Source organism: Actinomadura mexicana, from assembly GCF_900188105.1.
GTDB classification, from domain to species: Bacteria; Actinomycetota; Actinomycetes; order Streptosporangiales; family Streptosporangiaceae; genus Spirillospora; species Spirillospora mexicana.
In genome coordinates, this window is record NZ_FZNP01000001.1 from 33,353 (window position 1) to 55,494 (window position 22,142).

At 72.0% G+C, this 22,142-nt stretch carries 18 protein-coding genes; 10 read left to right on the plus strand and 8 right to left on the minus strand.

What is annotated here, in order from left to right:
- Positions 1–114: 114 nt before the first annotated feature.
- Positions 115–2,736 carry a valine--tRNA ligase gene (locus tag CHC11_RS00155; RefSeq protein ID WP_089310236.1) on the minus strand — a complete coding sequence of 874 codons (2,622 nt, stop codon included), beginning with the start codon at positions 2,734–2,736 and terminating at the stop codon, positions 115–117.
- A gap of 385 nt (positions 2,737–3,121) precedes the next feature.
- Between CHC11_RS00155 and CHC11_RS00160 the strand changes: the two genes are divergently transcribed.
- Positions 3,122–3,922, plus strand: coding sequence for a sensor histidine kinase (locus CHC11_RS00160; RefSeq protein ID WP_089309492.1), 801 nt, complete (start codon positions 3,122–3,124; stop codon positions 3,920–3,922).
- Positions 3,919–4,572 (plus strand): response regulator transcription factor, encoded by a 654-nt coding sequence (locus CHC11_RS00165; RefSeq protein ID WP_089309493.1) that lies wholly within the window; start codon positions 3,919–3,921, stop codon positions 4,570–4,572. The genes CHC11_RS00160 and CHC11_RS00165 overlap by 4 nt, the downstream gene beginning before the upstream one ends.
- A gap of 94 nt (positions 4,573–4,666) precedes the next feature.
- Here the strand turns inward: CHC11_RS00165 and CHC11_RS00170 are convergent, their stop codons facing one another.
- Positions 4,667–5,851 carry a GDSL-type esterase/lipase family protein gene (locus tag CHC11_RS00170; RefSeq protein WP_089309494.1) on the minus strand — a complete coding sequence of 395 codons (1,185 nt, stop codon included), beginning with the start codon at positions 5,849–5,851 and terminating at the stop codon, positions 4,667–4,669.
- A gap of 63 nt (positions 5,852–5,914) precedes the next feature.
- Between CHC11_RS00170 and CHC11_RS00175 the strand changes: the two genes are divergently transcribed.
- Entirely contained in the window at positions 5,915–6,511 is a 597-nt protein-coding gene (locus tag CHC11_RS00175; protein ID WP_089309495.1) for a TetR/AcrR family transcriptional regulator, read from the plus strand.
- A gap of 183 nt (positions 6,512–6,694) precedes the next feature.
- On the opposite strand, the gene clpX is transcribed toward CHC11_RS00175, so the two are convergent.
- From clpX to tig, 4 genes are all read right to left on the minus strand, one after another.
- Positions 6,695–7,969: an ATP-dependent Clp protease ATP-binding subunit ClpX gene (clpX, locus tag CHC11_RS00180; protein ID WP_089309496.1), complete on the minus strand. Its 1,275-nt coding sequence runs from the start codon at positions 7,967–7,969 to the stop codon at positions 6,695–6,697.
- Between the two features lie 172 nt (positions 7,970–8,141).
- Positions 8,142–8,804 (minus strand): ATP-dependent Clp protease proteolytic subunit, encoded by a 663-nt coding sequence (locus tag CHC11_RS00185; protein WP_179278671.1) that lies wholly within the window; start codon positions 8,802–8,804, stop codon positions 8,142–8,144.
- 61 nt (positions 8,805–8,865) lie between these two features.
- The gene (locus CHC11_RS00190) at positions 8,866–9,498 is read right to left on the minus strand and encodes a ClpP family protease (RefSeq protein WP_089309497.1); all 633 of its coding nucleotides are present in this window, start codon (positions 9,496–9,498) and stop codon (positions 8,866–8,868) included.
- A 249-nt stretch (positions 9,499–9,747) separates the two neighbouring features.
- The gene (gene tig, locus CHC11_RS00195; RefSeq protein ID WP_089309498.1) at positions 9,748–11,235 is read right to left on the minus strand and encodes a trigger factor; all 1,488 of its coding nucleotides are present in this window, start codon (positions 11,233–11,235) and stop codon (positions 9,748–9,750) included.
- A 294-nt stretch (positions 11,236–11,529) separates the two neighbouring features.
- On the opposite strand from tig, the gene CHC11_RS00200 reads away from it, so the two are divergent.
- Complete coding sequence (locus CHC11_RS00200; protein WP_089309499.1) at positions 11,530–12,687, plus strand: DMT family transporter; 1,158 nt, start codon at positions 11,530–11,532, stop codon at positions 12,685–12,687.
- Positions 12,688–12,738: 51 nt separating this feature from the next.
- Here the strand turns inward: CHC11_RS00200 and CHC11_RS00205 are convergent, their stop codons facing one another.
- Positions 12,739–15,312, minus strand: coding sequence for a Tex family protein (locus CHC11_RS00205; RefSeq protein ID WP_089309500.1), 2,574 nt, complete (start codon positions 15,310–15,312; stop codon positions 12,739–12,741).
- A gap of 198 nt (positions 15,313–15,510) precedes the next feature.
- Between CHC11_RS00205 and CHC11_RS00210 the strand changes: the two genes are divergently transcribed.
- Positions 15,511–16,797, plus strand: a complete 1,287-nt coding sequence (locus CHC11_RS00210) for a sensor histidine kinase (RefSeq protein ID WP_245918630.1) — start codon at positions 15,511–15,513, stop codon at positions 16,795–16,797.
- Complete coding sequence (locus CHC11_RS00215; RefSeq protein WP_089309502.1) at positions 16,749–17,393, plus strand: response regulator; 645 nt, start codon at positions 16,749–16,751, stop codon at positions 17,391–17,393. Before CHC11_RS00210 ends, CHC11_RS00215 begins: the two co-directional genes overlap by 49 nt.
- A 16-nt stretch (positions 17,394–17,409) precedes the next feature.
- Here CHC11_RS00215 and CHC11_RS00220 read toward each other — a convergent pair whose 3' ends face one another.
- On the minus strand, positions 17,410–17,826 hold the full coding sequence (locus CHC11_RS00220) for a cupin domain-containing protein (RefSeq protein WP_089309503.1): 417 nt from the start codon (positions 17,824–17,826) through the stop codon (positions 17,410–17,412).
- Between the two features lie 61 nt (positions 17,827–17,887).
- On the opposite strand from CHC11_RS00220, the gene CHC11_RS00225 reads away from it, so the two are divergent.
- The 4 genes from CHC11_RS00225 to CHC11_RS00240 all read left to right on the plus strand — a co-directional run bounded on the left by CHC11_RS00225 (position 17,888) and on the right by CHC11_RS00240 (position 22,114).
- Positions 17,888–18,373, plus strand: a complete 486-nt coding sequence (locus CHC11_RS00225) for a MarR family winged helix-turn-helix transcriptional regulator (protein WP_089309504.1) — start codon at positions 17,888–17,890, stop codon at positions 18,371–18,373.
- Positions 18,374–18,566: 193 nt separating this feature from the next.
- A complete protein-coding gene (locus CHC11_RS00230) occupies positions 18,567–20,396 on the plus strand; it encodes a glycosyl hydrolase family 18 protein (protein WP_089309505.1) in 1,830 nt (609 codons plus the stop codon).
- Positions 20,397–20,609: 213 nt separating this feature from the next.
- Entirely contained in the window at positions 20,610–21,434 is an 825-nt protein-coding gene (locus tag CHC11_RS00235; RefSeq protein WP_089309506.1) for an alpha/beta fold hydrolase, read from the plus strand.
- Complete coding sequence (locus CHC11_RS00240; RefSeq protein ID WP_089309507.1) at positions 21,431–22,114, plus strand: HAD family hydrolase; 684 nt, start codon at positions 21,431–21,433, stop codon at positions 22,112–22,114. The genes CHC11_RS00235 and CHC11_RS00240 overlap by 4 nt, the downstream gene beginning before the upstream one ends.
- The last annotated feature ends 28 nt before the right edge of the window (positions 22,115–22,142 follow it).

Genomic DNA, 22,142 nt, shown 5'->3' on the forward strand with positions numbered 1-22,142 from the left:
CCGCAAAGGCCCACGGGCCCTACCGGATCGTAACTGCGGCGGGCGCCGCCGTGCCGGAGGATCGCCGTGTCGGCACCGGTGTCAAGGGCGGCCCGGCCGGCCCGCCGGCGGGGGTCAGCCCGCCGGGAGCGCGGCCAGCTGCGCCTCCAGCCTGCCGATGTCGGACTCCGCCTGGGCGAGCCGGTCGCGGTTCTTCGCCACGACCGCCTCGGGCGCCTTCGCCATGAACGCCTCGTTGCCGAGCTTGCGCCGCGCCTGGTCGACCTCCTTGCGGGCGGCGGCCAGGTCCTTCTCCAGCCGCTTGCGCTCGGCGGCGACGTCGATCACCCCGGCGGTGTCGAGGTGCACCTTCACGTCCTCGACCGGCAGGGACGCCGTCGAGGAGAAGCCGTCCTCCGGCTCGGTGAGGCGCAGCAGCGAGCGGATGCCGTCCTCGTGGCGGTGCAGTGCGGAGCCGTTCCACTCGATCCGCGCGGCGACCCGCTGACCGGGCTTGAGGCCCTGGTCGGCGCGGAACCGCCGCACCTCGGTCACCATCCGCTGGAGCGAGCCGACGAGCTCCTCGGCGGCGCCGTCGCGCCGCGCCGGGTCGGCGGCCGGCCACGGCGCGGTGACGACCGTCTCCGCGCCGGTGAGGGACGTCCACAGCTCCTCGGTGACGAACGGGACGACCGGGTGCAGCAGCCGCAGCAGGTTGTCGAAGACCTCGCCGAGCACGCGGCGGGTCGCCCCGGCGCGCTCGTCGGCGAGCTGCACCTTGGCCAGCTCCACATACCAGTCGCAGACCTCGTCCCAGGCGAAGTGGTAGAGCGCCTCGCACGCCTTCGCGAAGTCGAACGCCTCCAGGTGCGCGTCGACCTCTGCGATCACCGCGTGCAGCCGGGACAGGACCCAGGCGTCGACCGTGGAGAGCTCGGCGGGCATGTCGCCGCGGGTGTGCGCGCCGTTGATGAGCGCGAACCGGGTCGCGTTCCACAGCTTGTTGCAGAAATTGCGCGAGCCCTGCGCCCAATCCTCGGCCACCGGGACGTCGCCGCCCGGGTTCGCGCCGCGCAGCAGCGTGAAGCGGGTCGCGTCGGCGCCGTAGGCGTCGATCCAGTCGAGCGGATCGATGACGTTCCCGAACGACTTGGACATCTTCTTGCCGAACTGGTCGCGGACCATCCCGTGCAGGGCGATGGTGTCGAACGGCTGGACGCCGTCCATCGCGTACAGCCCGAACATCATCATGCGGGCGACCCAGAAGAACAGGATGTCGTAGCCCGTGACCAGGACGGACGTGGGGTAGAACCGCTTCAGGTCGGGCGTCTCGTCCGGCCAGCCGAGCGTGGAGAACGGCCACAGCGCGGAGGAGAACCACGTGTCGAGGACGTCGGAGTCCCGCGTCCAGCCGGCGGGCGGCTCCTCGTCCGGGCCCGGGCAGACGACCTCGCCGTCCGGCCCATACCAGACCGGGATCCGGTGCCCCCACCACAGCTGGCGGCTGATGCACCAGTCGTGCATGTTGTCGACCCACTCGAAGTAGCGGGACGCCATCTCCGGCGGGTGGATCTTGACGCGGCCGTCGCGGACGGCGTCGCCTGCGGCCCGCGCCAGCGACTCGACCTTGACGAACCACTGCAGCGACACGCGCGGCTCGACGACCGTGGAGCAGCGCTGGCAGTGCCCGACCGAGTGCTTGTAGGGGCGGACCTCCTTGACGATCCGGCCCTGCTCGCGCAGCGCGGCCACCACCGCCGGGCGCGCCTCGAACCGGTCCAGCCCCGCGAACGGGCCCGGCGCGGTGACGTTGCCCCGCTCGTCCATGACCGGCAGCGACGGCAGCGAGTGCCGCCGCCCGATCTCGAAGTCGTTCGGGTCGTGCGCGGGGGTCACCTTGACGGCGCCGGTGCCGAACGCGGGGTCGACGTGCTCGTCGGCGACGACCGGGATGCGGCGGCCGGTCAGCGGGAGCTCGATCTCCCGCCCGACCATGTGCGCGTACCGGGCGTCCTCCGGGTGGACGGCCACGGCGGTGTCGCCGAGCATCGTCTCCGCCCGGGTGGTCGCGACGACGATCTCGTCCTCGCCCGACCCGTACCGGATCGAGACCAGCTCGCCGTCGACCTCCTCGTGCTCGACCTCGATGTCCGACAGCGCCGTCAGGCAGCGCGGGCACCAGTTGATGATGCGCTCGGCGCGGTAGATCAGGCCGTCGTCGAACAGCCGCTTGAAGATGGTCCGGACGGCGCGGGCGCGGTCGTCGTCCATCGTGAACGCCTCGCGCGTCCAGTCGACGCCGTCGCCGAGGCGGCGCATCTGGCCGAGGATGCGGCCGCCGGACTCCGCCTTCCACTGCCAGACCCGCTCGACGAACTCGGCGCGCCCGAGGTCGTGCCGCGACAGGCCCTCCTTGGCGAGCTCGCGCTCCACCACGTTCTGCGTGGCGATGCCCGCGTGGTCCATGCCCGGCACCCACGCCACCTCGTGGCCCTGCATCCGGCGGCGCCGGGTGAGGGTGTCCTGGATGGAGTGGTCGAGGGCGTGCCCCATGTGCAGCGAGCCGGTCACGTTCGGCGGCGGGATCACGATGGAGAAGGCGGGCCGCTCCGGCGCGCGCTCCGGGTCGGCGGTGAACAGCCCCGCCGATACCCACCGTTCGTAGAGCCGGCCCTCGACATCGGCCGGGCGGTACTGGGTGGGAAGGTCGACGTCCGCGGCGGCGCCCTGGCCGCGCTCAGTGCTGGGCTGTGTCACGGCTGACGATTCTACGGGGACGCCGGGGGTGGACGGCCCCGGGGACGGCCGGTCGCGCAAAGGAATCCGCAGCGGCGAGCACCCCGTCGCGCCTTCCCCGTCCACGCAGATCACTTTGTTCCGGTCGACCGGAACCACCGGCCCGACCACCCGTGCGGCGGCCGGACCGGGCCGGACGAGGTCCGCGATCGCCGTGCGGATCGGTACGCCGTCCACGGGCATCGGCCTGGCCAGCGTCATTCGCAACGGCCGCGGCGCGCGGCGGGACGGGCCAGAGAGCGTTTTCCCGCCGCGGTCGGGACACTGGTCACCTGACACCGGGTCGCCTCGCCGGAAAGGGTGGCGGCGAAGTCCCGCGGTGGCGGGGCGGAGGGAGAGGGACGGGATGCGAGCGGTACTGGCACGCGCCACCGTGCTGGCCGGCGCGTTCACAGCGGGGGCCGTGGCGGCACGTGCCGCGACCATCCCTCACCTCCGCCGTCTCACCGCCGACCTGCAGCGCTCGCGGGAGCGCATCCTCGCCAGCCGGGAGGAGGAGCGCCGCCAGCTGCGGCACGACCTGCACGACGGGCTCGGGCCGACGCTCGCCAGCCTCGCGATGTCGCTGGACGCGGCCCGCATCACCCTCGCCGGCGAGCCGGAGCGGATGGACCCGCTGCTCGCCGAGGTACGCGACCGGCTGGCGACGGCCGTCGGGGAGATCCGGGACCTGGCGCACGGACTGCGGCCGCCCGCGCTGGACGACCTCGGCCTCGTCGCGGCGATCGAGTCGTTCGCCGACGGCTGCTGCGAGCGGGTGGACGTCCGGTTCGACGGCGAGCCCGCGGGGCTGCCCGCCGCGGTGGAGGTCGCGGCGTACCGGATCGCGCAGGAGGCGCTGACCAACGTCCGGCTGCACGCCCCCGAGAGCACCGCGACGGTCAGGCTGACCCGGGACGCCGACCTGCACCTGATGGTCGCCGACACCGGGCCCGGCCTGCCGGACGCCGCCCGCAACGGAGGCCAGCCGAAAACGCGCCGCGGCCTGGCCGCGATGAGGGAGTGGGCCGCCGAGGTCGGCGGCAGCTGCGCGATCACGTCCCGCAACGGCGGCGGGACCGTCGTCTCCGTCCGGCTTCCGCTCGCCACCGCCCGGATCGCCGCCGGGTACCATCGACCCTCGATCGAAAGAGAAGAGCGGAGATGACCGAGACCATCCGGGTGCTCATCACCGACGACCACCCGGTGTTCCGGCAGGGGCTGAAGGGGCTGCTGCAGGCGCTCGGGGTGGACGTCGTCGGCGAGGCCGAGAACGGGCCGGGCGCGGTGCGGCTGGCGGCGGAGCTGCAGCCGGACGTCGTCATCATGGACCTGCACATGCCCGGCGGCAACGGCATCGAGGCCACCCGCACCATCACCCGCACCAGCCCGCGCATCGGCGTGCTGGTGCTGACGATGTTCCGCGACGACGACTCGGTCTTCGCGGCGATGCGCGCCGGCGCCCGCGGCTACCTGCTGAAGGAGTCGGGCGCGGAGGAGATCGCCCGCGCCGTGAAGGCGGTCGCGGCGGGCGAGGCCATCTACGGCCCGGAGATCGCGCGCCGCGTGCTCACCTACTTCACCGACATGCCCGACCCGCGGCAGGCCGCGTTCCCGCAGCTCACCGAGCGGGAGCGGGAGGTCCTCGAACTGATCGCGCAGGGGCGCAGCAACACCGAGATCGCCGGCACGCTCTACCTCAGCCAGAAGACCGTCCGCAACCACGTCTCGAACATCTTCATGAAGCTGCACGTCGCCGACCGCGCCCAGGCCATCGTCCTGGCCCGCGAGGCCGGCCTCGGCGAGTCCCGCGGCTGACCCCCGGACTCCCCCTGGCCTCAGCGGGCCCCGGGCCCCGGCTCAGCATGACCCCGCCCCGCGTGGATCGGCCTGCGGGTCGCTCCGGCCCCGCTCAGCGCCCCCCTGCCCTGGACGAGCGGGGCGCGAAGGCTCCGTGCTCGTTCTCGAAGACCAGTGCGGCGAAGCGTTCTCCGATGCGCCGGTGGCTTTCGGGGGCCGGGTGGATCTCGTCCGGCAGGGGGAGCTCCGCGTAGTCGGCCTCGCCGTAGAGCGCGCGGCCGTCGAGGTAGTGCAGGTGGGGATCGCCTGCGGCGCGCCGCGCGGCGATCCCGGCCAGCGCGTCCCTGATGACGGTGAGCGTCAGGCGCCCGCTCGCGACCTCCGCCGGGTCGCCCAGGGCCCGGAACCGCGGTCGCGGCGCGTCGGGGTCGAGGGCCAGGGGACCCGGCGTGTGCTCCTGGACGGGGCACAGGATCGGCGAGACGAGCAGCAGCGGCGTCTCGGGGTGCCCCTCGCGGACGGTGTCGAGGAAGCCGTGCACGGCGGGCCCGAACGCGCGCAGGCGCATCGCGTCGGCGTTCACGACATTGATGCCGATCTTGAGGCTGATCAGGTCGGCGGGCGTGTCGCGGATGGCGCGGGCGGTGAACGGGTCGAGCAGCGCGTTGCCGCCGAAGCCGAGATTGATCAGGTCCGCCCCGCCGCGGGCGGCGGCCACCGCCGGCCAGGTGGAGGTGGGGCCGGCGGCGGTGGAGCCGTGGCTGATCGAGCTGCCGTGGTGCAGCCACACGGGGCGCCCGCTGCCCGGGACGGGCTCGACGGGGGCGTCGGTGCGCAGCGCGATCAGCTCGGTGGGCTCGACCTGCGGCAGCCAGATCTCCACGTCCTTGGCCTCGGCGGCGAGGCCGGCGAACCGGAGGGTGCCCGGCTCTCCCGGGGTGGTGACCGCCTCCTGGGTCGCCATGTCGATGACGGCCAGGTTTCCGCCGGGCACGCTTCCCCGGCCCGCCGGGCGCCCGTCGATCACGAGGTCGTAGAGGCCGTCGGGCTGCGGCGGGGTGCCCCGGTAGGCCCGCTTGGTGGGCAGGACGTCCAGTTCCACGGCGGTGGCCCGGGTGCGGAAGGCCAGCCGCACGCCGGACGGCTGCTCCTCCGTCCTCGCCAGGTACTCGTCCGGGAACTGGACGCGGGCGGCGAGGGGCAGCCGGTGGGGCAGCACGCCGCGGCCGGTCCGCTCCAGTTCGAGCGCGCCGCGCACGATGCGCGTGTCGATGGGGGTGATGGTCCACTCGGTCATTGTCCGTCTCCATATCCTAATATAATTAGGCAAACACCAACTTACTCTAGGTAGGGAGGTCCCATGGCGCGAGCGGGCATCACCCCCGACCGCCTCGCCCGGACGGCGGCGGAGCTGGCCGACGACATCGGCTTCGACCGGCTGACCGTCTCGGCGGTGGCGCGCAGGCTCGGCGTCAAGGACCCGAGCCTGTACGCGCACATCGAGAACGCGCGGGAGCTGAAGGTGCGGGTCGCGCTGCTGGCCCTGGAGGAGCTGGCCGACCGCGTCGCGGGCGCGGTGGCGGGGCGCGCGGCCAAGGACGCTCTCGTGGCGTGCGCCGGCGCCTACCGCGCCTACGCCGCCGAGCATCCCGGGCGGTACGCCGCGGCCCGCTTCGACCTCGACCCGGAGACGGCGGCGGCGAGCGCCGGGCCCCGGCACGCGGAGATGACGAGGGCGATCCTGCGCGGGTACGACCTGCCGGAACCCGACCAGACGGACGCGGTCCGCTTCCTCGGCAGCGTGTTCCACGGCTACGTGAGCCTGGAGCTGGCGGGCGCCTTCGGCCACACGCCCCGCGAGGCCGACGCGTCGTGGGCGTGGGCGCTGGACACGGTCGACTTCGCCCTCAGGAACCACCCGTCCCGCGAGGCCGCCCCGGGCGGGACGCGGCCCTAGCCCGGAAACGCCGAGAGCAGCGGTGCCATGGGGCGCCCGCTGCTCTCGGCGTCAGTTCTGGTGCGGTGTGTCAGGTCTCGTGCGGTGTGTCAGGTCTCGTGCGGTGTGTCAGGTCTCGTGCGGTGTGTCAGGTCTCGTGCGGTGTGTCAGGTCTCGCGCGGTGTCAGGCCGTTCTCCGCGGTGTCAGGCCGACTTCTCCCGCGGCTCGCGCTTGGGGCGGTCGCGCGGGACGAGCGTCGGGTTGACGTGCTCCAGGACGGCCTCGCGGGTGATGACGACGCGGGCGACGTCCTGGCGGCTCGGTACCTCGTACATCACCGACAGGAGCACCTCCTCCATGATCGCGCGGAGGCCGCGGGCCCCGGTGCCGCGCAGGATGGCCTGGTCGGCGATGGCCTCCAGGGCGTCGTCGGTGAACTCCAGGTCGACCCCGTCGAGCTCGAAGAGGCGGTGGTACTGGCGCACCAGCGCGTTCTTCGGCTCGGTGAGGATGTTGATCAGGGCCTCGCGGTCCAGGTTGTGCACGGAGGTGATCACCGGGAGCCGGCCGATGAACTCGGGGATCATGCCGAACTTCAGCAGGTCCTCGGGCATCACGTCGCCGAGCACGGCCGACGACACCTCGAAGTCGGACTTGGAGCGGATCTGCGCTCCGAAGCCCATGCCCTGCTTGCCGACCCGGGACTCGACGATCTTCTCCAGGCCGGCGAACGCGCCACCGCAGATGAACAGCACGTTGGTGGTGTCGATCTGGATGAACTCCTGGTGCGGGTGCTTGCGGCCGCCCTGCGGCGGGACGCTCGCGGTGGTGCCCTCAAGGATCTTCAGCAGGGCCTGCTGGACGCCCTCCCCCGACACGTCCCGGGTGATCGACGGGTTCTCGCTCTTGCGAGCGATCTTGTCGACCTCGTCGATGTAGATGATCCCGGTCTCGGCCTTCTTGACGTCGTAGTCGGCCGCCTGGATCAGCTTGAGGAGGATGTTCTCCACGTCCTCCCCGACGTAGCCCGCCTCCGTCAGCGCCGTGGCGTCCGCGATGGCGAACGGGACGTTGAGCAGCTTGGCGAGCGTCTGCGCGAGCAGCGTCTTGCCGGAACCGGTGGGACCGAGGAGCAGGATGTTGGACTTGCCCAGCTCGACCATGTCGTCACGGCCGGTGTCACCCGACTGGATCCGCTTGTAGTGGTTGTAGACGGCGACGGACAGCGCCTTCTTCGCCGTGTCCTGCCCGATCACGTAGGAGTCGAGGAACTCGTAGATCTCCCGCGGTTTGGGCAGGTTGTCCCACTTGAGGTCGGAGGTCTCGGAGAGCTCCTCCTCAATGATCTCGTTGCAGAGATCGATGCACTCGTCGCAGATGTACACGCCCGGGCCCGCGATGAGCTTTTTGACCTGCTTCTGGCTCTTCCCGCAGAACGAGCACTTGAGCAGGTCACCGCCGTCGCCGATGCGTGCCACCCAACCGTCTCCTTTTCGTGGGGCCGCCAGCCTTGGAGGATGCGGCGCAGCTGGTTGCGTCCCAGAGGCTCACGACGTCGGATTCGACGTTACCGCCTCCAGCGGACTTGGAAAGCCCCTCGCCCGGAAGTGTGACGACCGGGCTGGGGGACTCCCTCGTCCTCGTGCCGTCTCAGGACGACACTACCTCGGCCTTCCGCTTCCTGCTGGCGAAGACGTCGTCGATGAGGCCGTAGTCCTTGGCCTCGGCCGCCGTGAGGATCTTGTCGCGCTCGATGTCGCGGCGGACCTCGTCGATGCCCTTGCCGCTGTGCTCGGCGAGGATCGTCTCCAGCAGATCGCGGATTCGCATGATCTCGCGGGCCTGGATCTCGATGTCGCTGGACTGGCCGTAGCTGCCCTCGGTCGCGGGCTGGTGGATCAGGATCCGCGAGTTGGGCAGCGCCGCCCGCTTGCCCGGCGTCCCGGCCGCGAGCAGCACCGCCGCGGCGGACGCGGCCTGGCCGATGCACACGGTCTGGATCTCGGGCTTGACGAACTGCATCGTGTCGTAGATCGCCGTCATGGCGGTGAACGAGCCGCCCGGCGAGTTGATGTAGATGCTGATGTCGCGGTCGGGGTCGATCGACTCCAGCGTGATCAGCTGGGCCATCACGTCGTTGGCGGACGCGTCGTCGATCTGCACGCCGAGGAAGATGATCCGCTCTTCGAAGAGCTTGTTGTACGGGTTCATCTCCTTGACCCCGTACGTGGTGCGCTCGACGAAGGACGGAATGATGTAGCGGTCGTCGACCGGCCTCGGAGTTCCGCCGGCGTGCACGCCGGGCCGGACCATATCGCCGATACCGGGTCGGATGAAGTCGCTCACTGTGTGCCTCCGATTCGTTGTGAGGTCGTCAGGAGACGGGGCCCTCGGAGGGCACCTGGGTGGCGCTGAGCACGACGTGGTCGACGAACCCGTAGTCCTTGGCCTCGTCGGCGGTGAACCAGCGGTCCCGGTCGGAGTCGCGCTCGATCTGGTCGAGCTCCTGGCCGGTGTGCTCGGCGATCTTCTCGGCGAGCGTCTTCTTCACGTACAGCATCTGCTCGGCCTGGATCTTGATGTCGGAGGCGGTGCCGCCGATGCCGCCGGACGGCTGGTGCATCATGATCCGCGCGTGCGGCAGGGCGTACCGCTTGCCCCGGGCGCCCGCGCACAGCAGGAACTGGCCCATCGACGCGGCCAGGCCCATGCCGACCGTGACGACGTCGTTCGGGACGTACTGCATGATGTCGTAGATCGCCATGCCTGCGGTGACGGAGCCACCTGGCGAGTTGATGTAGAGCGTGATGTCGCGGCGGCCGTCCTCGGCCGACAGCAGCAGGAGCTCGGCGCAGATGCGGTTGGCGATGTCGTCGTCGACCTGCTGGCCGAGGAAGACGATGCGCTCGCGCAGCAGCCGCTGGAACAGCTGGTCGCCCAGAGGCAACAGGGGCGCCTCGGCGACCCGCGCCTGGATACGCGACGACTCGTCGAAAGTCGGAGGCATGCTCACCGGGTGTTCCTCCGGTCCTTTTAATCGGTTCGGATGATTGGACATTAACGCGCTCACGGGCCTACTCACGCCCGGGGGCCCGGCTTTTCGCCAGGGGCGTACCCGGCGCGGCCCCGGCGACGCGCACGTTGCGAACGATCTTCGCCGCCGCGCCAGGCCGGGAGACCCCGCTCACGCGCACGCCCCGCACCCGTCGTACGGGTGCGGGGCGTGCCCGGTGCCTCACGGACGTCCAGAGAAGCTCTAGGCGTCCTTGTTCTTGGCGTCCTGCTCGTCGGCAGCCTCGGCCGCCGGGGTCTCCTCAGCGGCGGTCTCAGCCGTCTCCTCGGGGGTCCCCTCCTGCGCGCCGTCCTCGGCGTCCGCGTCCGCGGCGTCCGCGGCGGCGTCCTCGGCCTGGACGGTCTCGCCGTTCAGCTCGCGCTGCACGGCGTCGACGTCGATCTCGTTGCCCGACTCGTCCTTGACCGTGACGTGCTCGACCACGAGGTTCAGCGCCTTGCTGCGCAGCACCTCCGAGACGATCGCCGGGAGCTGGTTGTTCTGCGTCAGGTACTCGGCGAGCTGCTGCGGCTGCACGCCCATCTGCATCGCCTGCGTGACGACGTACTCGCTGAGCTCCTCGTTCTCGACGTTCAGCTCCTCCTGGACGGCGAGCTGGTCGAGCACGAAGCCGCCCTTGACCGCGAGCCGGGCCGCGTCGGCGACCTCGGTGTCGAACTCCTCGGCGGTCTTCTCCTCTTCCTTGAGGTAGTCGTCCCTGGTCATGCCCGCCATCTGGAGCTGCTGCTCCAGCTGCTGGTTGCGGCGGTCGACCTCCTCTTCCACGACCTTCTCGGGAAGCGGGATGTCGACCTTCTCCAGGAGCGCCTCAAGGGCCTTGTCGCGCGCCTCGGACAGCTGCTGCAGCTTCACCTGCCGGCCGAGCCGGACGCGCACGTCCTCGCGCAGCTCCTCGATGGTGTCGAACTCGCTCGCGAGCTGGGCGAACTCGTCGTCCAGGTCGGGCAGGTTCTTCACCTTGACGCTCTGCACGGTGACGGTGATCTCGGCCTCCTCGCCGGCGTGCTCGCCGCCGACCAGGGTGCCGGTGAAGGTCTTGTCCTCGCCCGCGGCGAGGCCGACGATGGCCTCGTCCAGGCCCTCGATCGCGGAGTTGCTGCCGACCTCGTAGGAGTAACCGGTGGTGGAGGCGTCCTCGATCTCCTCGCCGTCGATCCGCGCGACGAGGTCGATGGTGGCGAAGTCGCCGTCCTCGGCCGCGCGCTCGGCGCCGGTGAGGGAGGCGAAGCGCTCGCGGAGGTTGTCGATGGTCTCGCCGACCTGCTCGTCGGTGACCTCGGCGTCCTCGACGACGACCTCCAGGCCGTCGTAGTCGGGCACCTCGAACTTCGGCCGGATGTCGACCTCGGCGGTGAAGGCGAACTGGGTGCCGTCCTCCAGCTCGGTCACCTCGACGTCGGGCTGCCCGAGCACGAAGATCTCGGACTCCTCGACGGCGCGGCCGTACAGCTCGGGAAGCGCGTCGTTGACCGCCTCCTGGAGGACCGCGCCCCGGCCGACGTACTTGTCGATCAGCGGGGCGGGAACCTTGCCGGGCCGGAAGCCCTTGATCCGCACCTGCTGCGAGATCTCCTTGTACGCCTTGTCGAGGTTCGGCTTGAGCTCGTCGAACGGAACCTCGACGGTGAGCTTGACCCGCGTGGGGGTCAGCTCCTCGACATCGGTCTTCACTGGGGTCGGTCTCCTTGATCGGGCGCTGTCTCGGCCGCGGCGTTCGACGCGTTCTCTTCCTCTTTACGTGCGAGTCCTCGGCCTCCACGCAGCGGGCTGCGCCGTGGTGCTCGGCCGGTCAGTCTCTCGGCGGCGCGGGCACGCCGAAATACGGCTCCGCGCCTTCGCGCGGCCAAGTCTATGGGGTCACGGCGCCGGCTGCGGACATCGGAGGCCCACAACCCCGGCGAATCCGCGTCAACGCTGCCGCACGGGCAGTGACATGGGGCACCGGGACCCCCATACTCGTCCGGGATGAACGGGATAGCCGCGGCCTTCAGTGCGACCGGTCTCTACTACCTCGGGTTCGCCGTGTTCAAGCTGGCGGCGGACCGGATGCCCGCTGTACGGGGCAACCGCATCCCGCACATGGTGTGGACGATCGTGAGCAACTGGGTCTTCCTGATCGCGCTCGGGATCGTGCTCGGCGGGCTCGGCCTGCAGATCCTCGCGCTGCGCAACCTGCCGCTGTCCACCGCGGTACCGATCTTCATGTCCGGGATCGTGCCGCTGCTGCTGATCGCGCTGGTCTTCTTCGGCGAGCGGCTGACCCCGCGCGAGTGGCTCAGCCTGGTGCTGATCGGCGCGGCGATCCTGCTGCTCACCGCGTCGCTGCGGGGAGACGAGCCGATCGGCTCGGCGGACGCGCCGCTGTGGAGGATCGCCGCGGTGGTCGCCCCCGCGGTGCTGGTGCCGGTGCTGATCCTGGTCCTCGGCGACCACCGGCCCGACGGCCGGCACGCGCGCCCGGTGACCGGCATCGCCTACGGGCTGAGCTCGGGGTTCCCGGTCGGCACCGCCGAGCTGGCGATCAAGGGGTGGAGCGACGACGCGCACGCCACGAGCCTGCGGATCGCCGCGACGCCGTGGCCGTACCTGACGGTGGTGGCGGCGGCCATCGGGTTCGGGATCATGGTCATGGCGTTCCAGCGCTGCCGGGCGTCGATCGTGGCCACCGTGATGACGGTGAGCGCCAAGACCTATCTGCTGACGATGGGCACCTTCCTCTACGCCGAGCCGTGGCCGCAGGACGCGGGGCACTCGGCCGTGCGGCTGGGCGCGCTGGCGCTGGGCGCGATAGCCGTTCTGCAGTTCCCCCGGCACCGGCCGATTCCGGACGGGCCCGACGGTTCCTCCGCGGAGGAACCGGACGCATTGGACCCGTTCGGCGGCACGGCGGTCGGCGGGCCGGTACTGGGCGGTCCGAGGCTCGGCCAGGCGCACCAGCCTGCTCCGCAGGTGCCGCCGCAGCGTTCCCCGTACGCGCGGGATCCGCTCGGCCAGGGACCCTACGACCGGCCCGGGGCATCTCCCTCCGAGGCGGCGGCGCCGCAGCCGCGCCCTCCCGGCCGCCCGCAGCGCCCGACCGAGACGGACTCGGACGGGCGGTGGCGCGGCTTCGGCGACGGCTGAACGGCGCCCCGGCGCGAAGCCGGGACGCCGCTCTGTCCGCGTGGCCGGGCCTCAGCGGCCCTTGCCGCCGGAACGGCCCTTGTCCTTGCCGGGAAGGCCCTTGTCCAGGCCGGCGCGCCGGAGCGCGTCGGCCATGGCGCCGCCGCCGGAGGAGTCGCCGCCTCCCTGGCCGCCGCGGCGCGGCCCGCCGCGCTGGTTCCGGCCGCGCTGGTCCTGGCTCCGCTTGTCCTGGCCCGGCTGGTCCTGGCCCGGCTGGTCCTGGCCGCGCCGGTTCTGGCCGGGCCGGTTCTGGCCGCCGCGCCGGTCCTGCCCGCCGCGCCCCGGACGTGCGCCCCCCTCGCGCTGCTCGCGCTGCTCCCGCTGGTCGCCGCGCCTGCCGCCGCCCTGCTGGTCGCGGCCCGGCTCGTCGTCCAGGCGCAGGGTCAGCGAGATGCGCTTGCGCTGCAGGTCGACGTCCAGGACCTTCACCCGGACGATGTCGCCGGGCTTGGCGACCTCGCGCGGGTCGGAGACGAACTTGTCCGACATCGCGGAGATGTGCACGAGCCCGTCCTGGTGGACGCCGACGTCCACGAACGCGCCGAACGCGGCGACGTTGGTGACGACGCCTTCCAGGAGCATGCCGGGTTCGAGGTCGGCGAGCTTGTCGACGCCCTCCTTGAACGTGGCGGTCCGGAACGCCGGGCGCGGGTCGCGGCCCGGCTTCTCCAGTTCGGCGAGGATGTCGGTGACGGTCGGCAGCCCGAAGGTGTCGTCGACGAACTCCGCCGGCCTGAGCGAGCGCAGCACGGCGGTGTTGCCGACGAGCGCCTTGATGTCCGTGCCCGCGCTCTCCAGGATCCGGTGGACGACCGGGTAGGACTCGGGGTGGACGCTGGAGGCGTCGAGCGGGTCGTCCCCGCCGGGGATGCGCAGGAAGCCGGCGCACTGCTCGAACGCCTTCGGGCCGAGCCGCGGGACGCCCTTCAGCCCGGCGCGGCTGCGGAAGGGGCCGTTGGCGTCGCGGTGCGCGACGATGTTCTCCGCGAGGCCCTCGCCGATGCCCGACACGCGGGTGAGCAGCGGCGCGGACGCGGTGTTGACGTCGACGCCGACGCCGTTCACGCAGTCCTCGACGACGGCGTCGAGGGAGCGCGACAGCTTCACCTCGGAAACGTCGTGCTGGTACTGGCCGACGCCGATCGACTTGGGGTCGATCTTGACCAGCTCGGCGAGCGGGTCCTGCAGGCGGCGGGCGATGGAGACGGCGCCGCGCAGCGAGACGTCCATGCCGGGCAGCTCGCGGCTCGCATACTCCGACGCCGAGTACACCGACGCGCCCGCCTCCGACACCATGACCTTGGTCAGCCCGAGGTCGGGATGCCGGGCGATCAGGTCGGCGGCGAGCTTGTCGGTCTCGCGCGAGGCGGTGCCGTTGCCGATCGACACCAGGTCGACCCGGTGCTCGCGGGCCAGCCGGGCGAGCGTCTCGATCGACTCGTCCCACCTGCGGCGGGGCTCGTGCGGGTAGATGGTGTCGGTCGCGACGACCTTGCCGGTCGCGTCGACGATCGCGACCTTGACGCCGGTGCGCAGGCCCGGGTCCAGGCCCATGGTCGTGCGGGTGCCCGCGGGCGCCGCGAGCAGGAGGTCGCGCAGGTTGGCCGCGAACACGCGGACCGCCTCGTCCTCGGCCTCCTGGCGCAGCCGGGTGCGCAGGTCGATGCCGAGGTGGACGAGGATCCGGGTGCGCCAGGCCCACCGGACGGCGTCCGACAGCCACTTGTCGGCGGGACGCCCCCGGTCGGTGATCTGGAACCGGCGGGCGATCTCCCCCTCGTAGGAGCTGCGCGCGGCGGGGTCCTCCCCCGCCTCCTCGGGCTCCAGGTCGAGGTCGAGGACCTCCTCCTTCTCCCCGCGGAACAGCGCGAGGACGCGGTGGGAGGGCAGCTTCGCGAAGGGCTCGGCGAAGTCGAAGTAGTCGGAGAACTTGGCGCCCGACTCCTGCTTGCCGTCCCGCACGCGCGAGAGCATGCGCCCCCGGTTCCACATGCGCTCGCGCAGCGCGCCGATGAGGTCGGCGTCCTCGGCGAAGCGCTCGACCAGGATGGCGCGGGCGCCCTCCAGCGCGGCGGCCTCGTCGGCGACGCCCTTCTCCTCGTCCACGAAGGCCGCGGCCTCGGCCCGCGGGTCGCGGGACGGGTCGCCGAACAGCATCTCGGCGAGCGGTTCGAGCCCCGCCTCGCGGGCGATCTGCGCCTTCGTGCGCCGCTTCGGCTTGTACGGGAGGTAGATGTCCTCCAGCCGCGCCTTGGAGTCGGCCGCCATGATCTGCGCCCGCAGCCCGTCGGTGAGCCTGCCCTGCGACTCGACCGATTCCAGGATCGCGGCGCGGCGCTCGTCCAGCTCGCGCAGGTAGCGCAGCCGCTCCTCCAGCGCGCGGAGCTGGGCGTCGTCGAGCGCGCCGGTCGCCTCCTTGCGGTAGCGGGCGATGAACGGGACGGTCGCCCCGCCGTCGAGCAGGTCCACCGCGACCCGCACCTGCCCCTCGCGGACGCCGATCTCCTCGGCGATGCGCTCGGTGATGGGCCGCAGGGCGGGCCCGGGGCCCTGGCCGTCGGACGTCTGGCTTGTGGTCGCTGTCACAGCTTGGATTCGCTTTCTCCCCTGAGTGTCGCCTGTGCATTGTCCAGGGAACGGGGCCTGTTGTCTTGTCACGCTCGAATGACGGTAGGCCTAACCCCACCGCCTCGGTCACGAAGAGGGGGTCTAGCACCACCGAGCCCCGAGGCGCGAACGATGACAATGGGTGGAGGTCACACGGCGAACCCCTTTGGAGGAACGGTGAGCGAGCTAATGCGCGGGTACGGGCGGCGCGCCCTCGCCTCATTCGTCCGGGCCGTCGCCCAGATCGTGCTCGCCTACGCGGTGAACCTGCCGCTGTTCATCGTGACCGTGCTGTCGATCGCGTTCATCCCGCTGGGGTTCGGGGTCGTCCTGGCGCCGATGATGTTCCAGGCGATCCGGACGGTCGCCAACCAGCAGCGCGCGTGGGCGGCCGAGTGGTCGGGGGTGCGGATCCCCGTTCCGTACCGGGCGGAGCCGGCCGGGGCGGGCGTGTTCGGCCGGCTGAAGTGGATCCTCACCGATCCGGCCTCGTGGCGCGACCTGCTGTGGACGCTCGTGAACGTGCCGGTCGCGCTCGTCCTCGGCGTCCTCGCGGGCGGCATGACGCTGTACGGGCTGGAGGGCGTGCTCGTGGCGCCGTGGGTGGCGCAGCTGACCGACTACGGGTGGGGCCCCTTCTGGCCGCTGGAGGACTGGGGCGCCGCCGGCTTCGTCGGCACGGTCGTGCTGGGCGCGGCGCTGACGGCGGTGTCCGTCCCGCTGGGACCGGTGCTTTTGAAGGCGCACGCCAGGTTCTGCCAGTCCCTGCTCGCGCCGACGCGGGAGGCGCTGGCCGAGCGCGTCGAGCGGCTCACCGAGACGCGGTCGGACGCGGTGGACGCGTCGGCGGCCGAGCTGCGCCGCATCGAGCGCGACCTGCACGACGGCGCGCAGGCCCGGCTGGTCGCGCTGAGCATGAACATCGGCCTCGCCGAGGAGATGATGAAGCACGACCCCGAGACGGCGCAGAAACTCCTGGCCGAGGCCCGCGCGGCGAGCGGGACGGCGCTGACGGAGCTGCGCGACCTGGTCCGGGGCATCCACCCGCCGGTGCTGGCCGAGCGGGGCCTGGACGGCGCGGTGCGCGCCCTCGCGCTCACGCTGCCGCTGCCCGTCGACGTCCAGATCGACCTGCCGGGACGCAGCGACGCCCCGGTGGAGTCGGCGGCGTACTTCGCGGTCGCGGAGATGCTCGCCAACGTGGTCAAGCACTCGGCCGCGCGGCGCGCCTGGGTGCAGATCGAGCACCCCGGGGACCGGCTGCTCATGATCGTCGGAGACGACGGGACGGGCGGCGCAGACCCGGCGGCCGGGAGCGGAATGCGCGGTATCGAGCGCAGACTGTCGGCGTTCGATGGGACGATGGCGGTGACGAGCCCGGTCGGCGGGCCGACCGTCGTGACCATGGAGCTGCCGTGCGCGTTGTCATCGCCGAGGACCTCGCCCTCCTCCGGGACGGCCTGATCCGCCTGCTGGGCGCGTTCGGCTTCGAGGTCGTCGAGGCGGTCGACAACGGGCCCTCCCTGCTCCGGGCGCTGACCACCCACCGCCCGGACGTGGCGGTCGTGGACGTCCGGCTCCCGCCGACGTTCACCGACGAGGGCCTCAGGGCGGCGCTTGAGGCGCGCAGGGAGATCCCCGGCCTGCCGGTGCTCGTGCTGTCGCAGCACGTGGAGCAGCTGTACGCGCGGGAACTGCTGTCGGACAGCACGGGCGGCATCGGCTACCTGCTGAAGGACCGCATCTCGGACGTCAAGGTCTTCGTGGAGGCGGTGCGCCGGGTCGCCGGCGGCGGCACCGCCCTCGACCCGGACGTGGTGGCCCAGCTGCTCACCCGGCACGCCCGCGAGGAGCCGCTGCAGCAGCTCACCCCTCGCGAGCGGGAGGTGCTCGGGCTGATGGCGGAGGGCCGGTCGAACGCCGCGGTCGCCGCGAAGCTGTTCGTCACCGAGAAGGCGATCAGCAAGCACACCAACAGCATCTTCGGCAAGCTCGGGCTCCCGCAGTCCGAGGACGACAACCGCCGCGTCCTCGCCGTCCTGGCCTACCTGGGCGCCTGATCCCCCGGCCCTCCGATCACCTGGCCCAGGGCGGGACGATCCGCTCGTCCCCCTGGGGCGCGATCGCGCACCGGGTCTCGTCCACCAGGGCGTCCGGGTCGTAGGCGAGGCAGCCCGCATGGGCGGCGACGACGGCGGTGAACCCGGTGTCCCCGGCCGTGAACCGGCGGGGCGCGTCGGCGGGCAGGACGACGGTGTCGCCGGCGCCCGCCTCCAGCCTGCGGCCGTCGAGGTCGACGGTGGCGGTGCCGTCGAGGATCGTCCACACCTGCTCGGTGTCGAAGGCGTGCAGCGGCCCGGTCCTGCCGGGCGGCACCTCCTGGCGCCAGACGGCGATCCCCTCGGTGCCGCCCTGGGTCGGCGTGGCGGCGGTGGTCATCACCCCGTTCGGCGTCTCGGTCCGGCGGCTCTCGGCGTTGCGGATGAGCGTCATGGCTCCCTGTCCCCTAAGTTAGACAACGTGGTTGTCCATATAGTCAACGAGGTTGTCTTTCATGTCAAGTGACGGCGGGCCGCGGGACGCGCCCGGATTCGAGCTGCCGCTGCGGCTCTTCCTGGCGTTCCGCACGATCATCGACGAGCTGCACGCCGAGCTGGCCCGGGACGGGCATGCGGATCTGCGGCCGATGCACGGCTTCGTCTTCCAGGCCATCGGCCCGGACGGCACGACGGCGGTGGAGCTCGGCCGGCGGCTCGGGGTGTCCAAGCAGGCCGCGGGCAAGATGGTGGAGTCGCTGGAGCGGGCCGGCTACCTGGAGCGCGGGGCCGACCCGCGCGACGCCCGCCGGAAGATCGTCCGGCTGACCCCGGGGGCCGTGGACTTCCTCGTCCGGTCCGAGCGCATCTTCGAGCGGATCCGGGACGACTGGGTCCGGGCGCTCGGCGCCGAGCGCATGCGGGCCCTGGAGGACGATCTCCGCCGGATGACGCCCGCGGACCTGTGGCGGCTCGACATGCCGGGATGGTTCGGCGCGCCCTGACATTTTCTCGGCGGCCGGTGACCGGATGAGTCCAGGCAGTCGCTTAGACCACTCGCACCGGCGTCCGGCGGCCTTTCCGAGGCCCTTGTCGGCGCCGTTCGGCGCGGTTACGATCGGCGCAATTCTTAGGAAACTTTCCTAAGAGATGGCGGGTATTCCTGTTTGCTTCGGGGGCCGAACCGAACGGAGAACCATGTCACGACCGGGCGGACGGCGAGCCATCGCGCTCGCCGGCGCAGCGACACTGGCGGCGGTCACCGCCCTGCTCACGGCGCCCCCGGCGTCGTCGGCGCAGGCCGTCACCGCCACCTGCAAGAAGACCTCCGACTGGGGCACCGGCTTCGACGGCGGCTGCACCATCACCAACGGCACCGGCTCGGCGATCAGCAGTTGGAGGCTGGAGGCGGACCTGCCGTCCGGGACGTCCGTCGGCAGCGTCTGGAACGCGACCAAGACCGTCTCGGGAAACCACTACACCTTCGCCAACGCCGGCTGGAACGGCACGATCGCCGCGGGCGCGACCACCAGCTTCGGGTTCGGCGGTACCGGCTCCGGCTGGTTCACCGGCTGCACGGTCAACGGCGCGGCCTGCGACGGCTCCACGCCCCCCGAGGAGGACACCGAGGCCCCCTCGGCCCCGTCCGGCCTCCGTTCCACCGGCAGGACCGCCACCAGCGTGTCGCTGGCGTGGAACGCGTCGACCGACAACGTCGGCGTCACCGGCTACGACGTCTACAACGGCTCCACCAGGGCCGCGTCGGTGACCGGGACCAGCACCACCGTCGGCGGGCTGTCGGCCAAGACCGCCTACGCCTTCACCGTCAGGGCCAGGGACGCCGCAGGGAACACCTCCCCAGCGTCGGCCCCGGTGTCGGTCACCACCGACGAGGGCGGCGGCAACCCCGGAGGCGGCGGCAAGGTCGTCGGCTACTTCACCGACTGGGGCGTCTACCAGCGCAACTACCACGTCAAGAACGTCGAGACCAGCGGCTCGGCCGCCAAGCTGACGCACATCAACTACGCGTTCGGCAACGTGACGGGCGGCCGGTGCGCCATCGGCGACTCCTACGCCGACTACGACAAGGCCTACACCGCCGACCAGAGCGTCGACGGCGTCGCCGACAACTGGGACCAGCCGCTGCGCGGCAACTTCAACCAGCTGCGCAAGCTGAAGAAGCTGCACCCGAACCTGAAGGTGCTGTGGTCGTTCGGCGGCTGGACCTGGTCCGGCGGCTTCGGCCAGGCCGCCCAGAACCCGGCCGCCTTCGCCGAGTCCTGCTACGCCCTGGTCGAGGACCCGCGCTGGGCCGACGTGTTCGACGGCATCGACATCGACTGGGAGTACCCGAACGCCTGCGGCCTGACCTGCGACACCAGCGGTCCGGACGCCTTCGGGAAACTGATGGCCGCGGTGCGCGCCAGGTTCGGGTCCGGCAACCTCGTCACCGCCGCGATCACCGCGGACGCGAGCGCCGGCGGCAAGATGGACGTCACCGACTACGGAGGCGCCGCCCGTTACGTCGACTGGTACAACCCGATGACCTACGACTACTTCGGCGCCTGGGACGCCAAGGGACCGACGGCACCGCACTCGCCGCTCACGTCCTACCCGGGCGTCCCGCAGCAGGGCTTCAACACCGCCGACACCATCTCCAAGCTCAGGGCCAAGGGCGTGCCGGCGGACAAGCTGCTGCTCGGCATCGGCTTCTACGGCCGCGGCTGGACGGGCGTCACCCAGTCCGAACCGGGCGGCACCGCGACCGGCGCCGCGCCGGGCACCTACGAGGCCGGCATCGAGGACTACAAGGTCCTCAAGGGCAGGTGCCCCGCGACGAGCACGGTCGCCGGAACCGCCTACGGCAAGTGCGGCGGCGAGTGGTGGAGCTACGACACCCCGTCCACCATCCGCGGGAAGATGGGCTTCGCCGGCGACCAGGGTCTCGGCGGCGCCTTCTTCTGGGAACTCAGCGGCGACACGGCGGGCGGTGAGCTGATCACCGCGATCAAGAGCGGTCTCGGCTGAGCTGTTCGCAGAAGGGGTACTCCCAGCCCCTCAGACGGCCGAGACTTCGGGCCCCTGACCAACCGGACGCCGGTCAGGGGCCCGCCCCTTTGCGAACCCGGACCAGGCGGACTTCTCTGCCACGGCGTGCGGGCGTCCATCATGGGAACGGTCAGGGCGCCCCACCGAACCGCACCGGTTCGGCTGCGCGGACGCACGACACGAGGAGCCCTCTTGCACGACTGGACGCTGGGCAGGACGTACCGGAGCCATGCCGGAAAGGTTCGCTGGGAGGTACTCGGCGAAGAGGGAGCACCCCCAGTCGTCCTCCTGCATGGCACTCCGTTCTCGTCGTATGTGTGGCGTGGTGTCGCACGCGCTCTGGCAATGACCCATCGCGTGTACGTCTGGGACATGCCCGGCTACGGGACGTCCGAAATGAGTGAGGGCCAGGACGTCTCGCTGGCGGCGCAGGGCAGGGTCTTCGTCGAACTGCTGGCGCATTGGGGCCTCGACGGGCCGGCCGTCGTGGCGCACGACTTCGGCGGCGCCGTGGCACTGCGCGCACACCTCCTGCACGGCGCCCCCTACCGCCGCCTCGCCCTCATCGACCCGGTGGCACTGGCGCCGTGGGGGTCGCCGTTCTTCCGTCTGGTGGGAGCCAACGCGGAGGTGTTCGAGCAGCTCCCGCCCGCGCTGCACGGCGCGCTCGTCCGCGAGTACGTGACGTCCGCGAGTTGCAGGGGGCTGCATCCGGCCACTCTCGACGCGCTCGTCGCCCCCTGGCTGGGTGACCCCGGGCAGCCCGCGTTCTACCGGCAGATCGCGCAGGCCGACCAGCGCCACACCGACGACGTCCAGGGCCGCTACGGCGAGCTGGCCCTCCCGGTCCTGATCTGCTGGGGCGCCGAGGACACCTGGATCCCCCCGGCCAAGGGCCGCGAGCTGGCCGGGCTCGTCCCCGGCTCACGCCTCCAGACGGTCCAGGGGGCGGGGCACCTGGTGCAGGAGGACGCCCCGGCCGAGCTGACCGCCGCGCTCACCGCGTTCCTCTCATGATCACGGCGGTGCTGTTCGACCTGGACGGAACGCTCCTCGACCACGAGGAGGCCGCGCGCCGGGCCGTCCTCGGGATGTTCCCGGACGTCGACCCGGCGTGGCTCGCCGCACGCTGGGCGGACCTGACCGAGGAGGCGGTCGACCGGTACCTGGCGGGCGAGCTGACCTTCGCCGGGCAGCGCCGCCTCCGGATCGTCACGCTCGCCCGGGACCTCGGCCTCGGCGACTGGGACGACGCCCGCGCCGACGCGTGGCTCGCCGGGTACGTGGCCCGCTACGAGGACGCCTGGCGCCCGTTCCCGGACGCGGCACCGGCGCTCGACGCCCTCGCGGCGCACGGCCTGCGGCTCGGGGTGATCACCAACGGGAACGCCGCGCAGCAGCGCCTGAAGGTCGAACGGCTCGGGTTCGCCGGCCGGCTCCCCGTCGTCGTGGCCTCCAGCGAGGCGGGCGCCGCCAAGCCCGCCGCCGGGATCTTCCTCGCGGCCTGCGCGGCCCTCGGAGCCGAGCCGCACGCGGCCGCCTACGTCGGGGACCGGCTCACCACCGACGCGCGGGGCGCCGCCGCCGCGGGCCTCACCGGCGTGTGGCTCGACCGCTCCGGCGACCCCGCCCCCGGCGCCCTGGACGTCGCGCGCATCACGACGCTGGACGCGCTCCCCGCCCTGCTCCGGGGCTGACGCGGTGCGGCGCCGCCTCCGCTGCGAC

Excerpts from the sequence above, each read along its gene's own strand:
- CHC11_RS00230 (WP_089309505.1), top strand. The coding sequence starts at position 18,567 with ATGTCACGACCGGGCGGACGGCGAGCCATCGCGCTCGCCGGCGCAGCG.
- CHC11_RS00165 (WP_089309493.1), top strand. The coding sequence starts at position 3,919 with ATGACCGAGACCATCCGGGTGCTCATCACCGACGACCACCCGGTGTTC.
- CHC11_RS00190 (WP_089309497.1), bottom strand. The coding sequence starts at position 9,498 with ATGCCTCCGACTTTCGACGAGTCGTCGCGTATCCAGGCGCGGGTCGCC.
- CHC11_RS00200 (WP_089309499.1), top strand. The coding sequence starts at position 11,530 with ATGAACGGGATAGCCGCGGCCTTCAGTGCGACCGGTCTCTACTACCTC.
- CHC11_RS00225 (WP_089309504.1), top strand. The coding sequence starts at position 17,888 with ATGTCAAGTGACGGCGGGCCGCGGGACGCGCCCGGATTCGAGCTGCCG.
- CHC11_RS00220 (WP_089309503.1), bottom strand. The coding sequence starts at position 17,826 with ATGACGCTCATCCGCAACGCCGAGAGCCGCCGGACCGAGACGCCGAAC.
- CHC11_RS00160 (WP_089309492.1), top strand. The coding sequence starts at position 3,122 with ATGCGAGCGGTACTGGCACGCGCCACCGTGCTGGCCGGCGCGTTCACA.
- CHC11_RS00240 (WP_089309507.1), top strand. The coding sequence starts at position 21,431 with ATGATCACGGCGGTGCTGTTCGACCTGGACGGAACGCTCCTCGACCAC.
- CHC11_RS00170 (WP_089309494.1), bottom strand. The coding sequence starts at position 5,851 with ATGACCGAGTGGACCATCACCCCCATCGACACGCGCATCGTGCGCGGC.
- CHC11_RS00175 (WP_089309495.1), top strand. The coding sequence starts at position 5,915 with ATGGCGCGAGCGGGCATCACCCCCGACCGCCTCGCCCGGACGGCGGCG.
- CHC11_RS00185 (WP_179278671.1), bottom strand. The coding sequence starts at position 8,804 with ATGGTCCGGCCCGGCGTGCACGCCGGCGGAACTCCGAGGCCGGTCGAC.